Source organism: Myxococcus sp. XM-1-1-1, assembly GCF_020037095.1.
Lineage (GTDB): Bacteria > Myxococcota > Myxococcia > Myxococcales > Myxococcaceae > Myxococcus > Myxococcus fulvus.
The window spans coordinates 193,245-213,838 of record NZ_JAIQDH010000004.1; the positions used below are offsets into that span (position 1 = coordinate 193,245).

At 69.3% G+C, this 20,594-nt stretch carries 11 protein-coding genes; 4 read left to right on the plus strand and 7 right to left on the minus strand.

The features are described 5' to 3' along the window. Positions 1-88 precede the first annotated feature (88 nt). The 4 genes from K8640_RS11290 to K8640_RS11305 all read right to left on the minus strand — a co-directional run bounded on the left by K8640_RS11290 (position 89) and on the right by K8640_RS11305 (position 10,037). Positions 89-823, minus strand: a complete 735-nt coding sequence (locus tag K8640_RS11290; protein ID WP_223747053.1) for a class I SAM-dependent methyltransferase — start codon at positions 821-823, stop codon at positions 89-91. Between the two features lie 351 nt (positions 824-1,174). Next, positions 1,175-1,360 (minus strand): hypothetical protein, encoded by a 186-nt coding sequence (locus K8640_RS11295; protein ID WP_223747054.1) that lies wholly within the window; start codon positions 1,358-1,360, stop codon positions 1,175-1,177. A gap of 7 nt (positions 1,361-1,367) precedes the next feature. Beyond that, positions 1,368-8,405, minus strand: coding sequence for an RHS repeat-associated core domain-containing protein (locus tag K8640_RS11300; RefSeq protein WP_223747055.1), 7,038 nt, complete (start codon positions 8,403-8,405; stop codon positions 1,368-1,370). A 30-nt stretch (positions 8,406-8,435) separates the two neighbouring features. Beyond that, positions 8,436-10,037 (minus strand): putative metal-binding motif-containing protein, encoded by a 1,602-nt coding sequence (locus K8640_RS11305; RefSeq protein ID WP_223747056.1) that lies wholly within the window; start codon positions 10,035-10,037, stop codon positions 8,436-8,438. Positions 10,038-10,449: 412 nt separating this feature from the next. Here K8640_RS11305 and K8640_RS11310 point away from each other — a divergent pair, with 412 nt between their 5' ends. Continuing rightward, a complete protein-coding gene (locus K8640_RS11310; RefSeq protein ID WP_223747057.1) occupies positions 10,450-11,619 on the plus strand; it encodes a DUF6183 family protein in 1,170 nt (389 codons plus the stop codon). Here K8640_RS11310 and K8640_RS11315 read toward each other — a convergent pair. Further along, positions 11,608-11,925 carry a hypothetical protein gene (locus K8640_RS11315; protein ID WP_223747058.1) on the minus strand — a complete coding sequence of 106 codons (318 nt, stop codon included), beginning with the start codon at positions 11,923-11,925 and terminating at the stop codon, positions 11,608-11,610. The genes K8640_RS11310 and K8640_RS11315 overlap by 12 nt on opposite strands. A 157-nt stretch (positions 11,926-12,082) precedes the next feature. Between K8640_RS11315 and K8640_RS11320 the strand changes: the two genes are divergently transcribed. After that, a complete protein-coding gene (locus K8640_RS11320; RefSeq protein WP_223747059.1) occupies positions 12,083-12,703 on the plus strand; it encodes a DedA family protein in 621 nt (206 codons plus the stop codon). A gap of 67 nt (positions 12,704-12,770) precedes the next feature. Further along, positions 12,771-14,909: a hypothetical protein gene (locus K8640_RS11325; protein WP_223747060.1), complete on the plus strand. Its 2,139-nt coding sequence runs from the start codon at positions 12,771-12,773 to the stop codon at positions 14,907-14,909. A gap of 171 nt (positions 14,910-15,080) precedes the next feature. Here the strand turns inward: K8640_RS11325 and K8640_RS11330 are convergent, their stop codons facing one another. Beyond that, positions 15,081-18,224 carry an ABC transporter substrate-binding protein gene (locus tag K8640_RS11330; protein ID WP_223747061.1) on the minus strand — a complete coding sequence of 1,048 codons (3,144 nt, stop codon included), beginning with the start codon at positions 18,222-18,224 and terminating at the stop codon, positions 15,081-15,083. Positions 18,225-18,290: 66 nt separating this feature from the next. Here K8640_RS11330 and K8640_RS11335 point away from each other — a divergent pair, with 66 nt between their 5' ends. After that, positions 18,291-19,310 (plus strand): lasso peptide biosynthesis protein, encoded by a 1,020-nt coding sequence (locus K8640_RS11335; protein ID WP_223747062.1) that lies wholly within the window; start codon positions 18,291-18,293, stop codon positions 19,308-19,310. Between the two features lie 106 nt (positions 19,311-19,416). Here K8640_RS11335 and K8640_RS11340 read toward each other — a convergent pair whose 3' ends face one another. Next, positions 19,417-20,442 carry an arginine N-succinyltransferase gene (locus tag K8640_RS11340; protein ID WP_141331855.1) on the minus strand — a complete coding sequence of 342 codons (1,026 nt, stop codon included), beginning with the start codon at positions 20,440-20,442 and terminating at the stop codon, positions 19,417-19,419. Positions 20,443-20,594 lie beyond the last annotated feature (152 nt).

Sequence of the window (20,594 nt, forward strand, 5' to 3'; positions counted from 1 at the left end):
GATGCCTCGGAGGCATGGACCCGTGCAACCGCCGGGCCCTGACTCCTCCGAGATGCTCCCGCTGTTCCCCCCATCCACCGTGCGGGACTCAGCCCTGGGACGCAGTCCCGGACTGGGTGAGGAACACCTTGAACTGGAGCGAGACGAAGAGGGGCTTGGGCGGCGTGAAGCCCGCCTGCTCGAGCATGCCAGCCAGGGCCGCGTCTGACTCGATGGGCGTCACCTTGGCGTCGAAGAGCTTGCGACGGTGGTCCAGCTCCTCCTTTGGAATTCCATGGGCCCGCAGGCGGCGGAACTCCACGTCCGTCAGCACCGGGTCCTTTCCGACGCGGCAGCCGATGACGAAGGGCGCTCCGGGTTTGAGCCGACGGGCCACCTCGCGCAGCAGCTCCAGGCGGGCCGTGTCCCCCTCGACATGGTGCAGGATGCCCATCATCTGCGCGCCGTCGAACGCAGGTCCCTCAGGAAGGCTCTTCAGCTCCCCCACGTGGATGTGCGTGCGAGAGAGCAGCCCCTCGGTCTCCAGGCGCTTCCGGGCCACGTCGAGCATGGCCGAGGACGGGTCGATGCCCGTGAAGCGCCAACCCGGAACATCGAAGCGCAGGTAGGGCACCAGCTCCGTCCCCGTGCCCAGGCCCACGACGAGCAGGGAAGCGTCCTGCTGGCCGTCGAGTCGAGAAGTCATCGCGCTGACCACCAGCTCGTACATCGCCTGGACACCCGCGAGACTGAGCGCGGCCTGGGCGTCGTAGTGAGCGGCGCGGTCCGCGCCGAAGCCCGGAACGATGTGATGGACGGAATGTGCGGAGTGGTCGTGGGCCATGGCGTGTCCTCGAAGGTCGGGTGAGTCTTTCGAGGATGCGCGCCGGGCCGTCAGTCCGGTAGAGCGCGGATTCAGGCCACATCGGCGGATTGTTGGGCCAGCCGTCGGGGACGGAGTCTGTTGTGCGACACAACGGAGTTGCTCCGAATGTCAGGTTCTGCGAGGTGCCTGTGAGGGGGAGCACAGACCTGGGCTGAATCCCGGGTCTATGCTCCCCCACGAGGGTCGCCTCGTGACCTGAATGGGCACGGGACCACTGACCATGGACTGTGCCCTCCATCAAGGAGGACGGCGAGTTGGTGCTCGCACGTCCATCTTCAGCCACCGACACCTCGATAGATGACAAACCTGTTATCGGAACGTGCTCGCATCTCTGAGGTTGTGCACGTCGAAAACGTTGCCATTGCCATACTTCTTCGTGAGCAGCATGACTGCTTCAGGAGAGGTGGCCGCCATCACCGTCACGGGCAGACCAGGCTGAGTGAGGTCCCGGGTCAAGATGATTGCTCGGTACTCTTTCAAGTTCTTCTGAGTCATGTCGTGCCTATCTGAAGGGCGCAAGACAGGTGTCACTGTAGCACAGGGCTCCGATGATGGTGCCATCGCTCCTCATGACGCTTCTGATCTCTGCTGGCGACAGCTTGGTGATGTCGTAGACAGCTACGTTGGGTAGCATGCCCCAGCGAGAATCGTCGTCGATATGGAAGTTGGGCTCCGGAAACATCCCGCCCGAGCGTGAGCCGTGTGCCCCTGAGAGAATATGGACGTCTCCCTTCAAGAGACCGTTGTTCACCTGCGCCTCGAAATCAAGCTGGGTGATGGGCCCGTTGGAGGTCCAGACCTCTCCACCCGCCGTGTTCCGGGTCATGGAGAATGAGCCGGGCTGCGTGGGGGCGATTCGAGTCTGGAGGGCTTGAATCGCTTTTTTCAGTGCACCCGGAGCTTTCGTGGCCTGGGTTTTGATAGTCGATGCAATGACTCCCGCCGACTTCGTGGCCCCAAAAATGCTGGCACCGGATGACAGCGTGTAGAACGTCGCCTTTCCTGTCCCGATGACACAACCGCCGATGGCGCCACTCCCACAGGCGGACTTGGCCTCCAGAAAGCTCTCTCCCGCGGAGACGAAGGGTACGAACTCGTTGAGGGCGAAGCTGGCTGCGGCGAGCTTGCTGACGGGGGCGTATCGGTCATACGCCTCATAGGCGTTGACCGCGCTGTCCCACTGGCCCATGGCCATGTCTCTCGTTGCTTGGCACAGCAGCTTGTTGCGGCAGGGAAGCAGGCTCGCGAGCGCGTTCGTCACATTCTCGACCGTCAGCAGCGGTGATGTTCGCGTCGATGTGGCGGCCCCCGAGCTCTGCCCGATGTCACTCGAGTGACGTGCGTCGGGCTGGGTCCTGGCGTCGTCCAGTGACTGGACGCTGGGGAGCTTGGAGTTGACGCTGGGGAGATACAGGGACGGGCCCGGCATGGACAGGTGCCTCGCCAGGGCGGTCATCATCAGGCTTTGATTCGGCTGGGGACCCACGGACCAGCCGCCACCCCCGCTGCCCACCAGGCTCCCTCCGTAGGGCGTGAAGCCACTCGGGTCCGTGTAGCGGAGGGGGTTGTTGAGGACGTACGAGTACGCGTTGTGGGCCTGCGCGGAGCCCGGCTCGGCGATGACCGGGTCCACGCTGAGGAACTTCATCATCCGCGGGTCGTAGATGCGCCCGCGCATGTTGATGAGGCCCAGCTCGTCGTCCTGCTCGTGCCCCGTGAAGCCCCTGCGCGCCCCGGAGTGGCTCGTCGTGGACGCCTGCGCCAGGTTCGTCGCCTGTCGCCTGCCGCCGAAGGGCTCGTACTTGATGCGCTCGAGCACCGCGCCCGTCGCATCCGTCACCGTGTCGGGGCTCCCCTGCGGGTCGTTGAGGAAGTAGCGCGTGGACTCCGACGTCGAGCCCTCGTTCCAGGACACCTCGGCGACGACTCCTTCCGGACTCGGGATGCTGACGATGTGGGTGACAGTCAGTCCCTGCTTGCGCCGCTGGTAGAGGCCGCCGACGTAGACGGTCTCCTCCAGTCCATCATCGGAGCGCTTGCGGACACGCGTACCGGAGGCGTCGTAGTCGAAGAGGACGGTGCCACTCGACGAGGAGATGCTCTCGGGCAGGTTGAAGGGCGTGTACTGCACCGAGCGAACCAGCGCGCCCTGGTCATCGCGCATCGCGAGCTGGTTGCCGCGGTGGTCGTACTCGTAGGTGAAGGACTCGGCGCCGAGGTGGGCCTTCTTGACGGCGTGCGGCCCGCCCGACGTCCCGCCCGTGTACAGCAGACTCGCGGAGGGCTCCGAGCCGACGACAGGCGCACGGCTGAGCATGTTGCCGAGCTTGTCGTACTGGAACTGGACGTCGAGCGTCTGGCAGTCCTGCTGGACCTTCCACCGGTCCAGTCGGTCCAGCGCGTCGTAGGTGTACTTCTGCGTGACGCCGACCACGAGGTCGTGGCGCGCGGCCAGGTTGTCGTTGCCCGTGTACTCGTAGGCCAGCCGTTGGACGTCGGTGAGGTGCTTCTTGGCCTCGGTGAAGCGCAGCCGTCCCTGCGTATCGTAGCGGAACTCCCGCGCGACGCTGTTGCCGTAGTGGGCCTCCGTGAGCCGGCCCATGCTGTCTCGCTGGATGGCCCGCCAGTAGCTCAGGACGGTGTTGGGCCGGTAGACGCTCGAGAGCTCACCCTGGTTCGTGTGCGAGTAGCCCACCGAGAACGGCGCGCCGTTGAGCTGCGCGGGGTAGATGAGGCGGTCGACCCGTCCGTAGTCGTCGTACTCGCGACGGGTCTCGAGCGTGCTTCCACCCACCGTCTGGGAGATGCCCGTGTCGCGACCGAAGACGTCGTAGAGATACCGGGTGTCGACGAGCCCACCGGGGTTCCCCACGGGCGTGCGGCTCGCTCGCGTCAGACGTCCCTTGCCACCGGGGCCCTCGTCGTACCAGTACTGGAGGGACTCCTGGGGATTGGTGGCGGTGACGACACGTCCCAGCAGGTCGCGCGCGTAGGTGGTGGTGAGGCGACCGGCCGCGCCCACGGGGGCATCCGAGTGGCTCTTGAGCTCGCCGAAGGCGTTGTAGAGGAAGAAGCGCGTTCCAGCGTTGGGGTCGACCGTGCGCTCCAGTCGCCCCGCGGCGTCATAGAAACGGGAGCTGCGGTGATTGGCCGGGTCGTCGGTGTGTTCCAGCCGACCGAAGGGACCGTAGACGTACTTCATGGTGGCCGCCTGGCCTGTCCCCACGGCCTCCGTGGCTTCCACCATCAACCCGCGGAAGTCGACGAGCGTCTTCTTCATCACGGCGGCCGCATCCGTCGACGTCGCCTGGGTGAGGTAGGGGCCGCCCACGGAATAGGTGAGGGTCTCGATGTCCCGACCGTTGGGCCCGGTCGAGTCATCCGCGAATCGGCGCGCCGTGACGCGGTCGAGCGCGTCGTACTCGTAGTGCTCCCAGGCGGGACGCTCGGAATCGCGAATCGGCGCCTGGGTCTTCACCACGCGCCCGAGGGCGTCGTAGATGACCTTGGTGGTCACCAGGTTGCCGTCGAAGCGTGGCGACCGGGTCGACTCCGGGCGACCCATCGCATCGAACCGGGTGGTGGTTTCGTTCACCGCCCCGCTCTGCGTGGCGATGCGCGTCCGGTGTCGCGGCAGCGTGCCGTCCCACTCATAGAACGTCTCGACGATGGACCTGTTCGCGGGCGCCACCGACGGGCCCTGGTACAGCGGCGTCGCGATGCGCTGACGACCGAAGCCGTCGTACTGCAGGCGCACGTGGACCCCGTTCGGGTCCGCGCTCTGCGCGAGGACTCCCAGGCCAGGATGGAAGAGGTACTTCCAGGTGAGTCCCTCGGCGTTGGTGGTCGTGGCCAGTTGCGTCTGGTCGAGGCTGTCGTAGGTGACCGCCTCGGTCCGAGCGGGACCCGTGCTCCCTTGCTGAGTTACCTGCTCGACGAGGCCCTTGGCGTTCCGCTGGAAGGTCGTCTTGAGGTACGTCTCGGAGGTGGTGGGCGAGGCGGCTTCGCCGATGAGCGACGGTTCGTTCTCGGCGCTCGCGATCTGCCCCTGCGCGTCATGGGTCACCTGCTGCGTGCGGATGTGGGCCGGATCCGCCTGCGCGGGGCAGGAGACCTCTCCCTGGGTCGTTCGCGTGCAGGACGTCCAGGACGTCGTGACGGTCCAGGTCCCCGTGGGCAGCCAGCTCACCGGGTCGAAGGTCGAGGTGGTGACGGTCTTCACCTGCTCGGCCACGCCCGCGCCGTGGGTGATGACGGTCTGCGACTCCGGCGTGCCGTAGGCATCCAGGGTCGTCAGCGTCTCGGTCTCGGAGATGGGCGTCACGCCGCCGCCGCGGTGCTCCTGGGTCTTCTCGACGATGCGCGTGGCGTACTGGGCATAGGGCACGGCGTGGACCCCGATTCCCGAGCGCGCATAGGTCCACTGGCGCTGCGTCTCGAACATGACGCCCGGCTCCAGCGGCACATGCGTCACTTCCGTCAGAGGCAGGTGGGCCAGGGGCGCCAGGGCCTTGCGCTGCTTGTCTTGCTGAGAGGGGTTGCCCTCCACGGTGGTGGAGTTGTCGTAGGTCGTCGTGGTGCGAGCCCCCGTCACCTCGTCGATGACGATGTGCTGAGCAAAGCCCAGCCACCCCAGGCCCCGCGTGTCCGAGCGTCCATCACGGTAGAGGTGCCGCCAGCCGCGCACGCGCTCCTCGTTGGAGTGGATGGACATGCGCGAGACGACGCGCATCGATTCGGGCGCACGGCGCAGCCACGGCTTCTGGGGCGTCTCCGTGTGGTTGGTGGCGTAGAACGGCTCGTCTGGAGTGAAAGTCCCATGCGGCCTGCGCTGGGAGAGCGGTGCGTAGTCGAACGCGTAGCTCAGGCCCGAGTGGCCCTGATACGTGGCGAGCTGGATGTTGCCGTGCACGCGCTTGAGCTCGTCCACCGGCTTCTGCCGGCGCGCGATGCGCAGCTCGTTCCCCACGCGATAGGTGAAGTCCAGGACGCCGTCGTTGTTGACGTCGATGACCTGGGACCAGTCCTTGTTGTCGCCGCTCGGAACCAGGGTCAGGTTCTTCAGTTGGGTGAACTGTCCTTGAGGGCCCGCGAGCAGCAGTTGGACCGACGCGTTTGGCCGGAAGATGGCCAGGTCCACCCGGCCATCCCCGTCGAAGTCTCCGTGCTCCGTCTTCGCGCCGAGCAGCACGGTGGTGAAGTGGCTGGGGAGCACCGTCTCCTGGACCTCCGTGAAGCCCTTGCCGGTGTTGAGCTGGACCAGGAGCCGGAGCGTGGTGTCGGTCGCCTCGAGTTGCCCCAGCGTCACCGCGTCCTGGAGGCCGTCACCGTTCACGTCGATGAAGTCGAAGGTGAACGCGTACAGCTTCGGCCAGAAGGGCAGCCAGTTCGGAGGTCTGCGCAGCGTGGTGGGCGCGACCATCAGTTGGGCGACCACGTTGTTGGCCGACCAGACCTCTCGGAAGCCGACCGCATCCAGGAACGTGCCCGGGTTCGGGCTCGTGCCCAGGCCCACCAGACTCAGCTTGCCGGAGCCATCGAGGTCCGCCCCGCGCACGCCCAGTCGCGCGCTCTGGGGGTAGACCGCCGGGGACATGGAGAACGGCCTGTTGGCCGACAGCATGGGCGGTTTGATGGTGGAGGGGCGGTCATTGGTGATGACGACCCGTCGCTTGAGCGAGGCATTCGGGTCGTTCGGATTCAGGAGGTCCACCTCGTGCCGGCCGATCCACACGCGCTCGTTGCGCCGGTCTCCATCCACGTCGAGCCAGTACTGGGGGTTCAGCTCGGTACCGACCACGTGAAGCAATTGGCGGTTGGGGCTCAGTTGATGCGCGTAGACAGGCGTGTAGGTGGTGTTGCCTTCGAACAGGCCCCAGTAACAGGACAGGCCCATTACCTTGGACTGTCCCGCGCCATCCCAGTCCGCCAGCAGGGGAAAGAGGTTCCGGTCCTCGCGGTCTCCGCAGAATCGGTTCCCGGCGCCCCCGCCGAAGGGACCTCCATCCGCGTTGAAATAGGGGTCCCAGCTCGCGATGCCGCTGACGGTCGAAGACCCGAGCGTGGTGGACGCGGCGTCCTGGTACTGCAACAGCCGCATCTGGTCCTCCCAGAGCTGCTGCGTCCAGTCGGTGGGGAAGTTGGCTTCAACCTCGGTGACGAGCGTGGCGCCCGTGTAGTACGCGAGGCCCTGTCGCCCAGCGCCCAGTCCGAACGCGCTGAGGCCCGCGCCCGCCTTCGCGCTGCTCACGTCGACGGCCGGCAGGTAGTCGAAGTCCCAGGAGCCCTGCTCCCAGTCGAAGCGGACGGGCGTCTTGCAGACCTCGCGGCCATCGCACTCGCGCAGCTCGGTCAGCAGGCTGCGTCCGCTGACGGCGCCCGGGTAGTACGTCAGGCGGTAGGAGCGCAGCGGCACCGTGGTCAGCGTGGTCGCTCCCGGCGCGAACCCCGGGCCACGCATGTTGATGCGTGACAGTCGGAAATCGCGTCCGACCTTCACTCCGGAGAAGTACCCGGTGAAGGTGTCCGGCCGGGACTCGTACTCGAAGGTGACCTCGCGTCGCCCCTCCTCGACGGTGACCTGGGTCGTCCCCGTCTGCGGGTCGACGGCCTCGCGGCGGAAGCCGGTGTATGCGATTCGCGACGGGCGGTGCCAGGCGACGGAACTCGCGTCGACGGCGGGACCCTGGTCGTAATACACGTCCAACTGGTTGCCGAAGCGGTCCTGGATGGAGGCGAGCGCCCAGGTGATGGTCACCGCCTCGTTGTCCACGGAGGAAATGGTGCCGTCGGTGTTGGGCGTGGGCTTCGAGTGGAAGCCCCGGATGAGCGCGTCCGAGCGCTGTGTGCCGTGGACCGTCGTCGACCTGCCGTAGGTCCGGATGAGTCCGTCCCGGCCGCGCACCTCGAAGGTCGCCGGGTCGGTGGGACTCTGGCCCGTGGGGATTCGGATGGCGGCATAGGAGTCCACCTCCGTCTTGAAGGTGTTCGTCCCGGTCGACACGAGCCGCGCACCGTCCAGGCAGAAGACGCGGCTGTAGTCGTCGGGCTCGGCAGGCGACATCCAGTGGCGCGTGTCCGCGGGACGGAGCTTTCCGTCGCGCGCGAACGAGTTGGCGCAGAGCGTGATTTGTGACAGGCCCGCCAGGTTGAAACCTGGCCCCATCAGTCCGTCACTGCCCTGGCTGTCGTAGACGATGGAGAGCGAGGGTTGGAGGCCCGCGCGCCCCGGCGCGACCCACAGGGGAATCGAGACGGCGGCCGAGCCATCGGGCGTCACATTCGCCGTGAAGGGCGTGACACCCGGTGCTTCGGGTGTGGCGGAGGTGGTGTCGAGGAGGGTGTCGGGCCGCAGCTCGAACGGGATGGTGTCGAGCGCGGCTCGAGCGTGCGCGACTTCGCGGGTGCCTTCGACCTCCTCGGATGCGCCCGAGGGCATACAGCCGCTCAAGAGCTGGGTGCCGTAGAAGAACAACATCAGGTTCGCCGTGAGGCGCTTGAGGCGCCCGGGAGGGCGTGCGGGGTGTGATTCGTGTCTCATGTGGAAAGGACCGTGATGAGTCGAAAGGGGTTACTGACAGAGAGACTGGTCGCAGACGTTTCCGTCGTCCGGCGTCCCCGTGCAGTTGTTGTCGATGCCGTCGCAGACCTCGATGGCGCCGGGCTTCGTGTCAGCGCGGGTGTCATCGCAGTCGCCAGGGACGCGTGAGTAGGTCGCGGGCAGCCGGCACGCGCGGGTTGCTTCCCAGCTCGCGCCATAGCCGTCGCCATCGCCGTCGCGATAGAAGGTCAGCAAGGCCGCGCTGTCCGTCGAATCGTCGATGACGCCGTTGCAGTTCTCGTCGAGGCCGTTGTCACAGACCTCGGGGGCGGGCGCGCCGGGCGTGCACACGCCATGCGGGCCCCACTCGCAGACCTCGACGGGAGGCCTGTTGGGGCTCGTCTGCACCCACTCGCAGAGGTTGGCGCAGGCCGGAGCGGTGCGTCCGCACTCGCCCACGCCGCAGGCGATGGTCAGGTCATCCACCTCGCCGTTGCAGTCGTTGTCCAACTGGTCGCAAAGCTCGGGGCTGGGCGGTCGCGGGGTGCAGGTCTGCTCGACGCCGTTGACGCAGGCCGGGACGCTGGCCTGGCACTCCCCCACGCCACACTGCTTCGTCACCCCCGGGTTCACGTTGAAGTCGTGGTCGTTGCAGTCCAGGGCATTCGGTGCGGCGCCTCCGGGGACGGTGCAGGCCATGCCGATGGGCGCGCCCGCGCCGTAGCCATCCCCGTCCTGGTCGGCGTAGTAGGTCGTCATGACACCGTCGTCGACGGTGCCGTTGCAGTTGTCGTCGATGTTGTTGCAGGTCTCGGCCCTGGGCTGGCCCGGGGTGCACGAGTTGGCGATCCACTCGCAGACGATGACGGGGGGCTTGCCGGGCTGCGTCTCCTCCGCCACGCAGAAGTCGATGCAAGCGGGCACGGTGCGCTGACAGTAGCCCGTGCCACAGTTGATGGGCGGCAGGTCGTCCACCACGCCGTTGCAGTTGTTGTCGATGCGGTCGCAAAGCTCGGCGGTCGCGGGCTTGGGGATGCACGCCTGCTCCACGCCGTTGACGCAGGCCTGGACGGTGGTGGCGCACGCGCCGATACCGCAAGACTTGATGGCGCCCGGCTTCACGGTGGCGTCGGCGTCGTTGCAGTCGGTGGCGTTCGCGACGTGGCCAGCAGGCGCGCCGCACGAGTCCTGCCACTGGTTGGGATTGCCGAAGCCGTCTCCGTCCGCGTCCCGGTAGAAGCGGCCTGCCTGCCACACGGCGGGATTGGCGTCGTTGCAGTCCGTGTTGTTGGTGACCCAGCCATGGTCGACACAGCCCTGCACCGGGGCGCCCGCGCCGTGGCCATCGCCATCCGCGTCCCGGTAGATGGTGCGAGTGACACCTTCGTCCACCAGCCCGTCACAGTCGTTGTCGAACCCGTCGCAGATTTCGGGGTCGCAGATGGGCTCCTCGGGCTCGCAGTCGGGACAGCCGGGAGGGGGCAGGCGCTGCGCCCCGGGTTTCGCGCTCGAAGTGGGCGGAGGGCTTGCCGGAGCCGCGAGGTTCGAGCCCGAGGCAAGCAATGGAATCAATGCCAAGACATAGGGAAGGAGTCGCCACACGCGCGTGTGGACCCCGGGGTGTCGTTTCATGAGGTGCTTTCGTGGTGGACGCGCGTGCGCTTCGCGGAGCGCGAACAGGGAACCATGGCGCACTGCTCGCCGTCAGACGGAGAATCCTTGGCGAGTGCGCACGCGTGGGCCCGATACTGCGTTTGACGCGTGCGGTTCTCTTAAGAGATTCTTTGTTCAAAAAGCAAGCATGTCATTCCGTACGCTGGGTGTGCGCCGGACCCGGAATATGAAAGGGGCCGGACATACGTTTCGACGGTGGGTTTTGGGTTGTCGGGCCCGAAATCCAGTCAGGCTTCAACGACTCCTCGCCACGGGTTCGTGCTGCCCCTGGGATACGTTTCAGGAGGACGCCGTGGGACAGGGGCTCGGCGTTTCGAGGGAGCGCGCAGGGTGTCCCCCGGACCATATTTCCCTTGTAGGCTCGCATTCCATGAGTTCGACGGTGAGCGCGTTCCTCGACGACATCTCCACTCGCGACGGGCTGAAGGCTGCGCGGGCGCACATCGGCCGGCTGGGAGACGAGCGGGCCTATCCGGCGCTGGTGGCGCTCGCGGCGGAGCTGGAGGCGCGGCAGGCCTCGACGCCCGCGGAGGCCCGGGAGCGGCTGCACGCGCTCTCCGACCACCTGGAGGAGGTGCTGGCCCAGGGCCAGGACCTGGACAGCGCCCTGGCCCTCCTGGAGGTCGCCCGTCAGCCGCGTGACGCGCGCTATCAGGGAGGTCTCTCCGCCGCGCGACGTGAGCGGGAGCTGGCGGCGCTCCTGGCCACCCATCGCCCCGCGACGAGCTTCGTGGAGCTGCTGTCCCTTCGACAGGGCCCCGAGGACCTGCTGGAGCTGTTCGCCTGCTGCGTCCACGAGTTCGTCCTGCGCGGCGCGGACCTGTCCTCGGTGCCCGGGGTCCTGGCGCTCCAGGAGGAGCTGTCTCGACGCGGCCATCCGCTGGCGGTGCTGCCGCTCCAGCGTCGGCGCTGGGAGTCCTCGTTCGGGCGCCTCATGGGCACGGAGGAACTCGACCCGTACGACACGCTCGGGGAGCGGCTGTCCTCGGCGTCACGGGAGGACGAAGAGGACGAGTACACTGCGCCCGACATCCGGCTGGCGACGCAGGACGAGCCCGTGCCGCCCGGGCTCGCGGCCGTCCTGGTCTCGGAGGACGGGGAGAGGCCTCACGAGGCCATCGAGCAGCGGGTGCTCAAGCTGCGTCCCGCGCTGCCCAAGGCGCCCTCGGACACGATGACCTCGCTGCTCATCGACCTGGGCCTGCCGCTCATGAAGGACGCGGCCTTCGTGGTGTGCGAGCGGGACACGCTGTCGCGCGTGTCCGACTTCTTCTTCTCCCGGGTGGCGTCCCGCGCTCGTGGGTGGCTGGGCGCGGCGTATGGACGTCTGGCGTTGTGGCGCACGCTCGAGGCGCTCGGTGGCATCGAGGTCTCCTGGTCCAGCGATGCCCCCGAGAAGCGCTGGAACGCCTGCACCTGGTACCAGTTCAAGGGCTCCTGGCAGGACGCGCGTCCCCCTGTCATGGGGGTCGTCTGTCTTCGCCCCGGTGGGACATCGCTCGCGCTCGTCGCGGTGCGCGACACGGCGTCACTCTGGTAGGGACCTGCGCTTCCACAGGCGGAAGGCCCGCTTCGCGCCGTGGCCATCGGGGTCGCGAGGCTGGTTGAACTCCAGGAGCCGCTCGTTCTTCAGCTCGTTGGCGATGAAGCCCACCGCGCCGCCGCTCTCGTAGCCGCGCCACGTCTGGCTGCGCTGGATGGCGCCCTCGAAGAACCGCTGGCCCTCGGGCGTGTCCTCGACGAGCCCCTGGTAGACGAGGAACCGCCAGACCTCGTCGGCATTCCCCTGGAGGTCGACGACGTGCAGCGAGGTGGTCAGCCTGTCCCAGTAGCGCGGAAGAATCATGGCGGCGACTCCGACTCCTGAGTTCGAGCGGAGCATAGCCGACGTCCCGGGCACGGTGCTGTCGTTGCACTGTTCACCAACGGCCACTCACGCTTTCCCCTCCGCGAGGGCTGCCTTATGACGGGTGCCTGGCACCTGGAGGAGGTCGTTCGCGCGGATGGTGGAATACATCGACCAGCTCATCGGGGCGCTCGGTCCCCTGGGGCTCCTGGTGTTGGGCGTGGCGGCGGCCCTGGAGTACGTGGTGCCTCCCTTCCCGGGGGACACCATCACCCTGCTGGGTGGCGTGTACGCGGTGCGCGGTGAGCAGTCGATGGTGCTCGTGTTCCTCGTGGTGACGGCGGGCAGCGTGGTGGGCGCGGCCATCAACTACGCGGTGGGCCACTGGCTGGCGGGGCGCTTCGACGCGAACCCGGGGCGCAGCTACCTGGGCATCAGCCACGCGCGGCTCTCCGAGGTGCAGTCCCGGATGCGGCGCAACGGGCCCTGGCTGCTGCTGGCCAATCGCTTCCTGCCCGGCATCCGCGGGCTCATCTTCGTCGCGGCGGGTGCCTCGCGCGTGCCGCGCATCAACGCGCTGGGGCTGGGGGCGCTGTCCGCCATGGCGCACACGGGGCTGGTGCTCGCGCTGGGGGCCGCGGTGGGCGGAAATCTGGAGCGGCTGTCGGCGCTGATGAGCCGCTACCAGTACGCCGTGGTGGGGCTGGTGGCGGTGGGCGCGGTGGCGGTGTTGGTGCGCATGTTCGCCCGGCGACGGGCTCCGGCCCCCGGGCCTTGAGTCCTCGGGACGACGGCATTCCACGGCGACGTTGCATGGGGCGGCCCGGGCGCGCTTGAGTCGAGGGATGGCCTCGCGCACCTCTTCGTGGACGCTCCTGCTCGTCGCGCTCGCGCTGTCGCTGACGGGCTGTCGCTGTGGGGATGACTCGGGCACGGGCGACGCGCGCCAGGGCTTCCGTCCCCAGGAGACGGAGGTCGACTTCGGTCGCGCCCTGGAGGGCAGCCTCACGCGCAGGCAGGTGACGCTGCTGGCCACCGGACGCGCGAGCCTCACCGTGACGGCGTCCGTGGGCGCGCCCTTCAGCGTGGCGAGCGCGGAGGTCACCGTGCCGGGCAGCGGGACGACGGTGGTGGAGGTGGACTTCCTCGCGGCCAACGGGCCCGCGGAGGGGACGCTGACGCTGACGGGCGCGGGGCGCACGGAGACGGTGCGCCTCACGGGCCTGGGGGTGCGGCCGCTCACGTGTGTGCCATCGAGCCCCTGTCACGAGTCGAGCTTCGACCTGGCCACGGGCACCTGCATCGAGCGGGCGCTGGAGGATGGCGCCACCTGCATCCCCACCAGCCGCTGCGTGGTGAACGGGCGCTGCGAGTCGGGTGCTTGCGTGGGCTCTCCTCGCACGTGTGATGACGACAACCCGTGCACGGTGGATGCGTGCTCGCCCTCGCAGGGCTGCGTGACGGCGCCGGTGGTGTGTCCGACGCCGAGCAACCGGTGCAAGGTGGGCGTGTGCGACCGGGACGAGGGTTGCCAGGAGGTGGATGCCGAGGACTTCATCCCGTGTGGGCCGGGGGACTGCAAGTCGGCGCGGCTGTGCTTCAACGGCTCGTGTGACGAGTTCGCCACGCCGGATGGCATCGTCTGCGCTCCCGCCACCGCGTGCCGGGGTGAGGGCACCTGTCAGGATGGCGAGTGCGAGCGGCCCGACGCGGGGGAGCTGGAGGCGGAGTTCAGCCAGCAACTCGGCGGGGAGCCCGTGGGGGCTCCCGCGCTGCTGGTGCAGGACGGTGCGTTGTTCTCTTCCGTGTGTGACGAGGATGCGGGCTGCCGGCTCGTGTCCTTCACCCAGGGCGGGCTGCTGCGCTTCGAGTCGCCCTATCCGGATGGGGGCGCACGCACGCTGCTGGCCGCGTCCGATGCGGGGGTGGTGGTGGCTGCGCCGGAGGGGCTGGAGTCGTATGCCCCGCGCACTCCGGGAGCGAGACAGTGGGAGGCGTCGTGGACGTCGCTCGGTGCTTCTTCGGATGCGGGGCCGTGGCTGGGTCACGTGGAGGCGGGGCAGGTCGCGCTGACGGCGGCGGGGGATGTGGTGGCGCATGTGGCGTGGGGCCCGGTGCCGGAGGATGGTGGCGCGGTGGCGGTGCCCGAGAGCACGCGGTGGGTCTGGCTCGCGGGACGTGAGGATGCGGGCACGGTGCTGCGCGCGGGGCCCGTGGAGGCGTGGCGCGGTGAGGCGCGGCTCGCGCTCGATGCGGAGGAGACGGCGTTCCGGTACACGGTGGATGGGCGGCTGGAGCGCGCGGACTTCGAGCCGGATGGAGGCTCGCTGCTCATCTCGGAGCTGGCGGACGGTGGTGTCCCGGGTGGGAGCGCGTCGCTCGCGGTGGCGGGGGGCACGTTGTTCGTGGGGACCCGGGCCTTCGTGCCCACGGATGGCAGCGCTCCCGTGACGGTGGACTGGGACGCGGGCTCTCGGACGCTGATGTCGTTGGCCGAGCCCGCGCTGCTGTCCTCGGCGGGGAACCCGGGCTACGTGTTCGCTCGCTCCTGCTCTCGCACGGATGGCTTGCCATGTGCGCCCGACGAGGAGCGCACGGTGCTGCGCGCGGTGGACTCCAATACGGGGCTGGTGGCGTGGGAGGTGGACGCGCTGCCCTTCGAGGAGGTGCCGGGCTCGTTCCACGATGCGACGCTCGTCGAAGGTGACGCGGTGGGTGTGCTCGCCGACGCCGAGCGCACGGACGGGCGACAGGTGTGGCTCCAGTTCTTCGCGCGAGGGAAGAAGGTGGAGATGTGCGCGCTCCCCGGACGACCGACGCGCGTTGCGGGCAGCACGTTCTCCGGCGGCCGGCTGCTCGTCGTGTTGGAGCGTGATGGCGTCTGGCGCGTGGAGGCCTACGGGATGGGTGGCATCCAGGCGTCGCCCTTCGGCTGGCCCCAACGACACGGGAGTTCGTCGGGCGTGAGGCGCGAGGCGCGCTGAAAGACATCGCCGCGCTCAGGTCCACCCAAGGCGCTCGACGTGAGTCTCGCGCCGACCTCAGCGACGCGACCGCGTGGCGGGTTCACCCCGAGGGGGGCGATGTGTGCGGAGGCTGCTCGAAAGTCTCGACGCAGGCCTCGGTTCGGCCCCAGCGGCTCGAGGCGCGCCGAGTCACTCCGTGGTGTTCGTGTCCACCCAGAGGGTCTCGAAGCGGACCTGGGGCGGCGTCTGGTGCAGCCGCAGTCCCTGCACGGCCGCCGAGGCCGCCGCGTGCACGCGCTCGTGGTACAGCGGGATGAGCGGGCAGTCGTCGCGGAACAGGTGCTCGGCGCGCACGTAGAGCTGCTGGCGCAGCTCCGGGTCGATGGACACGCGCGCCTCGGAGGTGATGCGGTCCAGCTCCGGGTTGCGGTAGCCCACCGGGTACACCGTCTGCGCGCTGGAGTTCAGCAGGAAGTAGAGGAACGTGTCCGGGTCCGGGAAGTCCGCCAGCCACAGCGTGCGGAAGGCCGACATCTTCCCGTCGCGCAGCCGCGTCAGGTACTCCTCCGGCGCCAGCTCCACGTGCTCCAACTGCAACAGCCCCGCCTGCATCAGCGGACGGAACAACACCGCGTCCTCGGTCGACGTGTCACGCCCCACCGGGTGGTGCAGCGTGAGCTTCAGCCGGCGCAGTCCCGCGTCGCGCAACAACTGCTCCGCCAGCGCCACGTCGGGCGCCGGCAGGGGCGCCATCTCGGAGCCCGCCAGCAGCTCCGGCGGCGTCAGCGTGCGCGCCACGCGCGCCCCCGGGTGGAACTGCTCCACCAATCCGATGATGTCCATGCCCGCGCGCAGCGCCCGACGTACCCGCACGTCGTCATAGGGCGGCTCGCGCAGGTTGAGCGCCACGAAGGCCGTGGAGGGCGTGGTGCTCGCCAGCACCTGGAGCGACTCCAGGCCCGGCACCTCGACGTGCTCCGCCGAGAGGAACGACACCAGGTCCGCCGTGCCCGTGCGCAGCCTCGACACCGCCTCCTGCCGCGAGTCGACGAGCTGGAACTCCAGCCGGTCCAAGAGCGGCGTCCCCGAGCGCCAGTAGGACGGATTGCGCTCCATCACCACGCGCTCCGGCTCCAGTGACATGACGCGGAAGGGGCCCGTGCCCACCAGCCGCCCGCTCCCGTCCATCCTCGCCACCGACGTGGCCGTGAGCGCCATCAGGTGCAGGAAGAACGCCTTCGGCTCGCGCAGCCGTATCTCCAGTGTGGCGTCGTCCAGCACCTCGATGCCCGTCACCTCGCGCGCCAGGCCCGACGAGAACTCGGGCGCGCCCTCCACGTCCTCGAGCAGGCTGCGGTCCGGCGAGCGCACCGCCGGGTCCAACAGACGCTCCAGGTGTCGCTTCACATCGCCCGCCGTCAAGAGCGAGCCGTCGTGGAACGTGACGCCCTTGCGCAGATAGAAGCGATAGCGGCGCGCGGACGGGTCCGCGTCCCAGCGCTCGGCCAGGTCCGGCTCCAGGCCGCCGTCCTCCAGTCGCACGAGCCCGGAGAACGAACACGCGGTGAGCTCGGAGAGCTGGTTCTCCACGCTGAACAGCGGGTCCACCGCCTGGCGGTTGCGCAGCGAGGCGGACTGGTGCAGCACCACGCGCAGCGTGCCGCCCGTGCGAGGCTGGGGCAGGCGGAAGCGGAACACCTCCGTCTCCAGTCCCACCGCCTCGTGGCCCAGCTGGTCCACCGTGCGCGTCAGCCCGTCGCCGATGCGGATGACCCGGCGCGCGTCCTCGCGCACCTGCGCCACCTCCTCGCGAATGGAGGCGTCGGCGCGCGTGAGCACCACGTTGGCGGTGCGCAGCTCTTCAATCGCGGCGCTCAGGCGCACCACGGACTCGGACAAATCGCGTCCCGTGCGCGCCTGGTCCTCGGCCTTCTGCGAGGCGCCGTGGCCCACGCGGGCCATCTCCTGCGTCTGGCGCACCAGCTCGCGCGCGTGGCCGGCCTGTTCAATCGCCATGCGCGTGACGTCCTCCACGCGCCGGGCCACGCGGCGGCTCGCCTCGACGACGGTGGCGCCCTGGGCCTCCAGCCGCTGCGTCTCCGTCACCGTGGCCTCCACGGCGCTGAAGGTGCGCTGGGTGATGGTGCGAATCTCCACCAGCGCCTCGGACGCGCGGTCACCCAGCGCGACGCCGGTGGTGGCCTGCTCGCGGCCCTCGTGCACCAGCGTCACCGCGGTCATCACCGCGTCGCGGATGCCGGACACCATGGCGGCGATTTCGCGCGTGGAGCGCGTGGTGCGCTCGGCCAGGTTGCGAATCTCGTTGGCCACCACGCCGAAGGGGCGGCCGTGCTCGCCGGCCTGCGCGGCGATGATGGCGGCGTTGAGGGCGAGCAGGTTCGTCTGGTCGGCGATCTCCTGGATGACGTCGACGATGCGGCCAATCTCCGCGGAGCGCGAGCCCAGCGTGCCCATCAGCTCCGCGGCCTTCCGGACGGTCTCCTCCACCCGGTACATGCCCTTGACGCTGTCGCCCACCAGCACCTCGCCGCGCTCGGCGGTCGCCGTCACGGCCAGGGCCAGCTGGTTCGTCTCGCTGGCGCGCCTGCGCACGGAGTCGATGCCACCCTCGACCAGCGCCACGAAGTTCTCCGCCTCCGCGGCGAAGCGCGCCAGCTCGTCACCCGAGGACGCGATGTTGGCCAGCCGCTCGCTCATCGCCTGCATCAGCGAGGTGGTGTGGTTGGCGAAGTCGTTCACCTGCGACAGCGACTCCACCACCTGCTCCAGCCGCTCCGTCATCTCCAGCAGCGCGCCGGTGGTGTCCACCGCGAACACCTCCAGCTGGTGCACGCGCTTGCCCACCACCTGGAGGCTGCCGCCCATGCCGCTGACGGAGTGCAGCGTGCGCTCCACCGCGCCACCCTGGCGCCGCGCGGCCTCCAGCAGGCTCAGGGCCTGCTCGCTCACCTCGTTGCTGGTGCGGTGCAGGTTCGCCGTCACCCGCTGCACCTGCGACAGCGCGCGGCGCAGCGACAGGATGAGCCGGCGGACGTCCTCATGCCCCTCGTAGCGGAAGCCGCCCGTGGTGGTGAGGTCGCCCTCGGCCAGCTGGGCCATGACGCGCCGCCGGGCCAGCCTGCGCAGCGCCGCCCAGCGGAACCACGACAGGTAGCCGCCCACGATGTAGAGCGTGGGCGTGGCGAAGAGCAGCGCCGTCCACGCGGACACGTCCAGCCGCTGGCCGGTGAGCTGGAGCACGCCCCCCAGCACGAGCGCGGAGAGCAGACCGGCCGCCAGGCCGAACGCGAAGAGGTACCGTTTGGCGCCCATGGACCCGGGGAAGGGTACTCCGCCTTCTCGCGCCGGTCCTCAAAACGCCGCAGACTCGTCCCCCTCGTGCCCATCCTGCTCGCCCTCCTGGCCCTGGCCCTCCCCGCGAACCCCGTCAGTCCGGGCTCGGCGCGGGCCCACCCGCCCGAGGAGACGGCCTGCTACGTCTTCGCCTGGCGCGGGGTGCCCGTGGGGACCGTGACGCTGACGCGTGAGGCGGCGGCCTTCCGGTACGACAGCCATCACCTGCACACGCGAGGGGAGGACTCGGGCGCGCGTCGACGCACGGCGTTGCTGGAGGTGGACGCCGAGGGGCGCCTCGTCGGCCGCCCGGTGGTGCCCCAGGCGCTGTGGCTGTGGCGCGGGCCTCCCACCCCGGGCTGCGTCACGGGGCGCGAGGAGCTCTCCGGCCGCGAGGGCCCGCACTGCGTCACCGGTGGGACGGCCCCCTGGGTGGAGGGCACGCTCCTGGGGACACCCTTCCGGGCCCGCTACGACGCGCGTGGCCTCATGGATGTGCTGGAGGTGGGCGAGTCCCGCTTCACCGTGGCGTCGCCGGACACGCGGCTGGTGGCGCCTCCGGACTTCTTCGCCCAGGGGCTGCCGGTGCAGGGCGAGCGTGGGGCGCTGACCCTGGTGCCCGCGCTGGAGGTGCCCGCGAGGCTTCCGGGCATGACACCCTGGACGGCCCGGGCCGCGAGGGCGCTGGCGGCGCGGGTGCACGCGGCCTTCATCGAGAAGGGACCGAGCGCGGCGGACTGGCGCGAGGACGGCGAGGGCGAGGCGGGTGGGTGCCTCGCGCACGCGCTGCGCTTCGCGGCCGGAGCCCGCAAGCGGGGCGTGAAGGTGGCCCTGGTGCACGGGCTGTTGGTGGTGGACGGCGGGCCCGCGCGGCCGCACGCGTGGGTGCGCGTGGCGCTGGAGGACGGGGGCACGCTGGAGCTGGACCCCACGTCGATGGACCCGGTGCGCGAGGACACGCACCTGCCCGTGGCGCTGGCGGATGCACAGGGCCCGGCGCTGGAGGCCGGGGCCCGGTGGCTCGCGCTGCTGCGCGGAGACCACCGCGTCGTCCGACGTCCGTGAGTGCGCTGCCCATGGCGCTGGCGGATGCGCGGGGCCCGGCGCTAGAGGCCAGCGTGCGCTGGCCCTCCAGGGCAAAGACCACCGCGTGGTCCGACGTCCGTGAGTGCTACTCGAACGGGATGATGGAGAGCTTCGCGCCGGCGCTCGCGCCCAGGATCTCCTTGGCGCGCGCGGGCAGGTAGGCCACCTGGTTGTCCAGCCGGGCGTGGCAGCGCACCGAGCGGAAGCGGTTGCGGCCCGACTCGCGCTCGAAGGCGACCAGGACGTCATCCCCCTCCAGCTCGAAGTCCTCGGCCGCCAGCTTCACCGTGCGGTACTTGCGCACCAGCGTCACGTCACCGGTGTTGGCCTCGAAGTGGGGCCCGCCGTCGAACGGGTCGATGCGCTCCACGTACCGGAAGCCCACGCGCTCCAGCATGCGCTGCACGCCGCGCGTCTGCGGCCCCACCTCGCCGAGCACCTTCTGCACCCGGTCCGGGAAGAGCGACGCGTAGATGTCCGACGCGGGGAACAGCTCCTTGATGAACTCCTTGTTCTGCCGGCTGAGGCGGTCCGCCTCCAGGTACGTCAGGCCGGTGAACTTCTTGCCGCACGCCTCCCACAGCAGGCTGCGTCCATCCGGCAACAGCGGCGGGAGCAGCTCCGCCAGCACCCGGGGACGGAACAGCCGCCGGTGCATGGCGATGAACAGGAAGCGCACGTAGGACAGCTGCTTGCCGGGCTTGTCCGGCGTGGCGCGGTAGGGCGGGTCCACCACCAGCCCGCCGATTTCGGTGGGGCCCTCGTAGTTGTAGGCGATGGACAGCACCTTGTGCCGCAGGTGGCGCTCCAGGGACGCGGAGTAGTGCTCCCGCTCGCTCACCTCGTAGTAGATGTGCGGCGCCTCGTACGTGCCGTGCTGGGCGATGATCATCGACGTGCCGATGATGAGCCCGTTGCGCATGTCCTCCAGCACGAAGAGGTACTCGCGCTCGAAGGGGTTCTTCACCTTCCCGGCGAAGCTCTTCACCGACTTGTCGATGATGCTCTCGAGCGTCTCCTCGTTGTTCGGCAGGTTCACCGTGTTGAGCACGGCGGCGAGCCGCTTGAGGCCGGCCAGGTCGGTCTTCTGGACGTCACGCAGGACAAGCATGGTTGCACCCGGGACGCTGCCGGAACGGAGCGCCGGAAGGGGTGGGGACCATACACCACACCACCTCCGAACGGTCAGCCCATGGCTCCCTTGTTTCCTTGCGTGACGCGCCGAGTCATAAGCTGAACTCACCGGTTCGGCCGGGTGGTGCG

What these genes read in the sequence shown, in the direction of transcription:
- K8640_RS11290 (WP_223747053.1), bottom strand. Translation starts at nt 823, where the DNA reads ATGGCCCACGACCACTCCGCACATTCCGTCCATCACATCGTTCCGGGC.
- K8640_RS11295 (WP_223747054.1), bottom strand. Translation starts at nt 1,360, where the DNA reads ATGACTCAGAAGAACTTGAAAGAGTACCGAGCAATCATCTTGACCCGG.
- K8640_RS11300 (WP_223747055.1), bottom strand. Translation starts at nt 8,405, where the DNA reads ATGAGACACGAATCACACCCCGCACGCCCTCCCGGGCGCCTCAAGCGC.
- K8640_RS11305 (WP_223747056.1), bottom strand. Translation starts at nt 10,037, where the DNA reads ATGAAACGACACCCCGGGGTCCACACGCGCGTGTGGCGACTCCTTCCC.
- K8640_RS11310 (WP_223747057.1), top strand. Translation starts at nt 10,450, where the DNA reads ATGAGTTCGACGGTGAGCGCGTTCCTCGACGACATCTCCACTCGCGAC.
- K8640_RS11315 (WP_223747058.1), bottom strand. Translation starts at nt 11,925, where the DNA reads ATGATTCTTCCGCGCTACTGGGACAGGCTGACCACCTCGCTGCACGTC.
- K8640_RS11320 (WP_223747059.1), top strand. Translation starts at nt 12,083, where the DNA reads ATGGTGGAATACATCGACCAGCTCATCGGGGCGCTCGGTCCCCTGGGG.
- K8640_RS11325 (WP_223747060.1), top strand. Translation starts at nt 12,771, where the DNA reads ATGGCCTCGCGCACCTCTTCGTGGACGCTCCTGCTCGTCGCGCTCGCG.
- K8640_RS11330 (WP_223747061.1), bottom strand. Translation starts at nt 18,224, where the DNA reads ATGGGCGCCAAACGGTACCTCTTCGCGTTCGGCCTGGCGGCCGGTCTG.
- K8640_RS11340 (WP_141331855.1), bottom strand. Translation starts at nt 20,442, where the DNA reads ATGCTTGTCCTGCGTGACGTCCAGAAGACCGACCTGGCCGGCCTCAAG.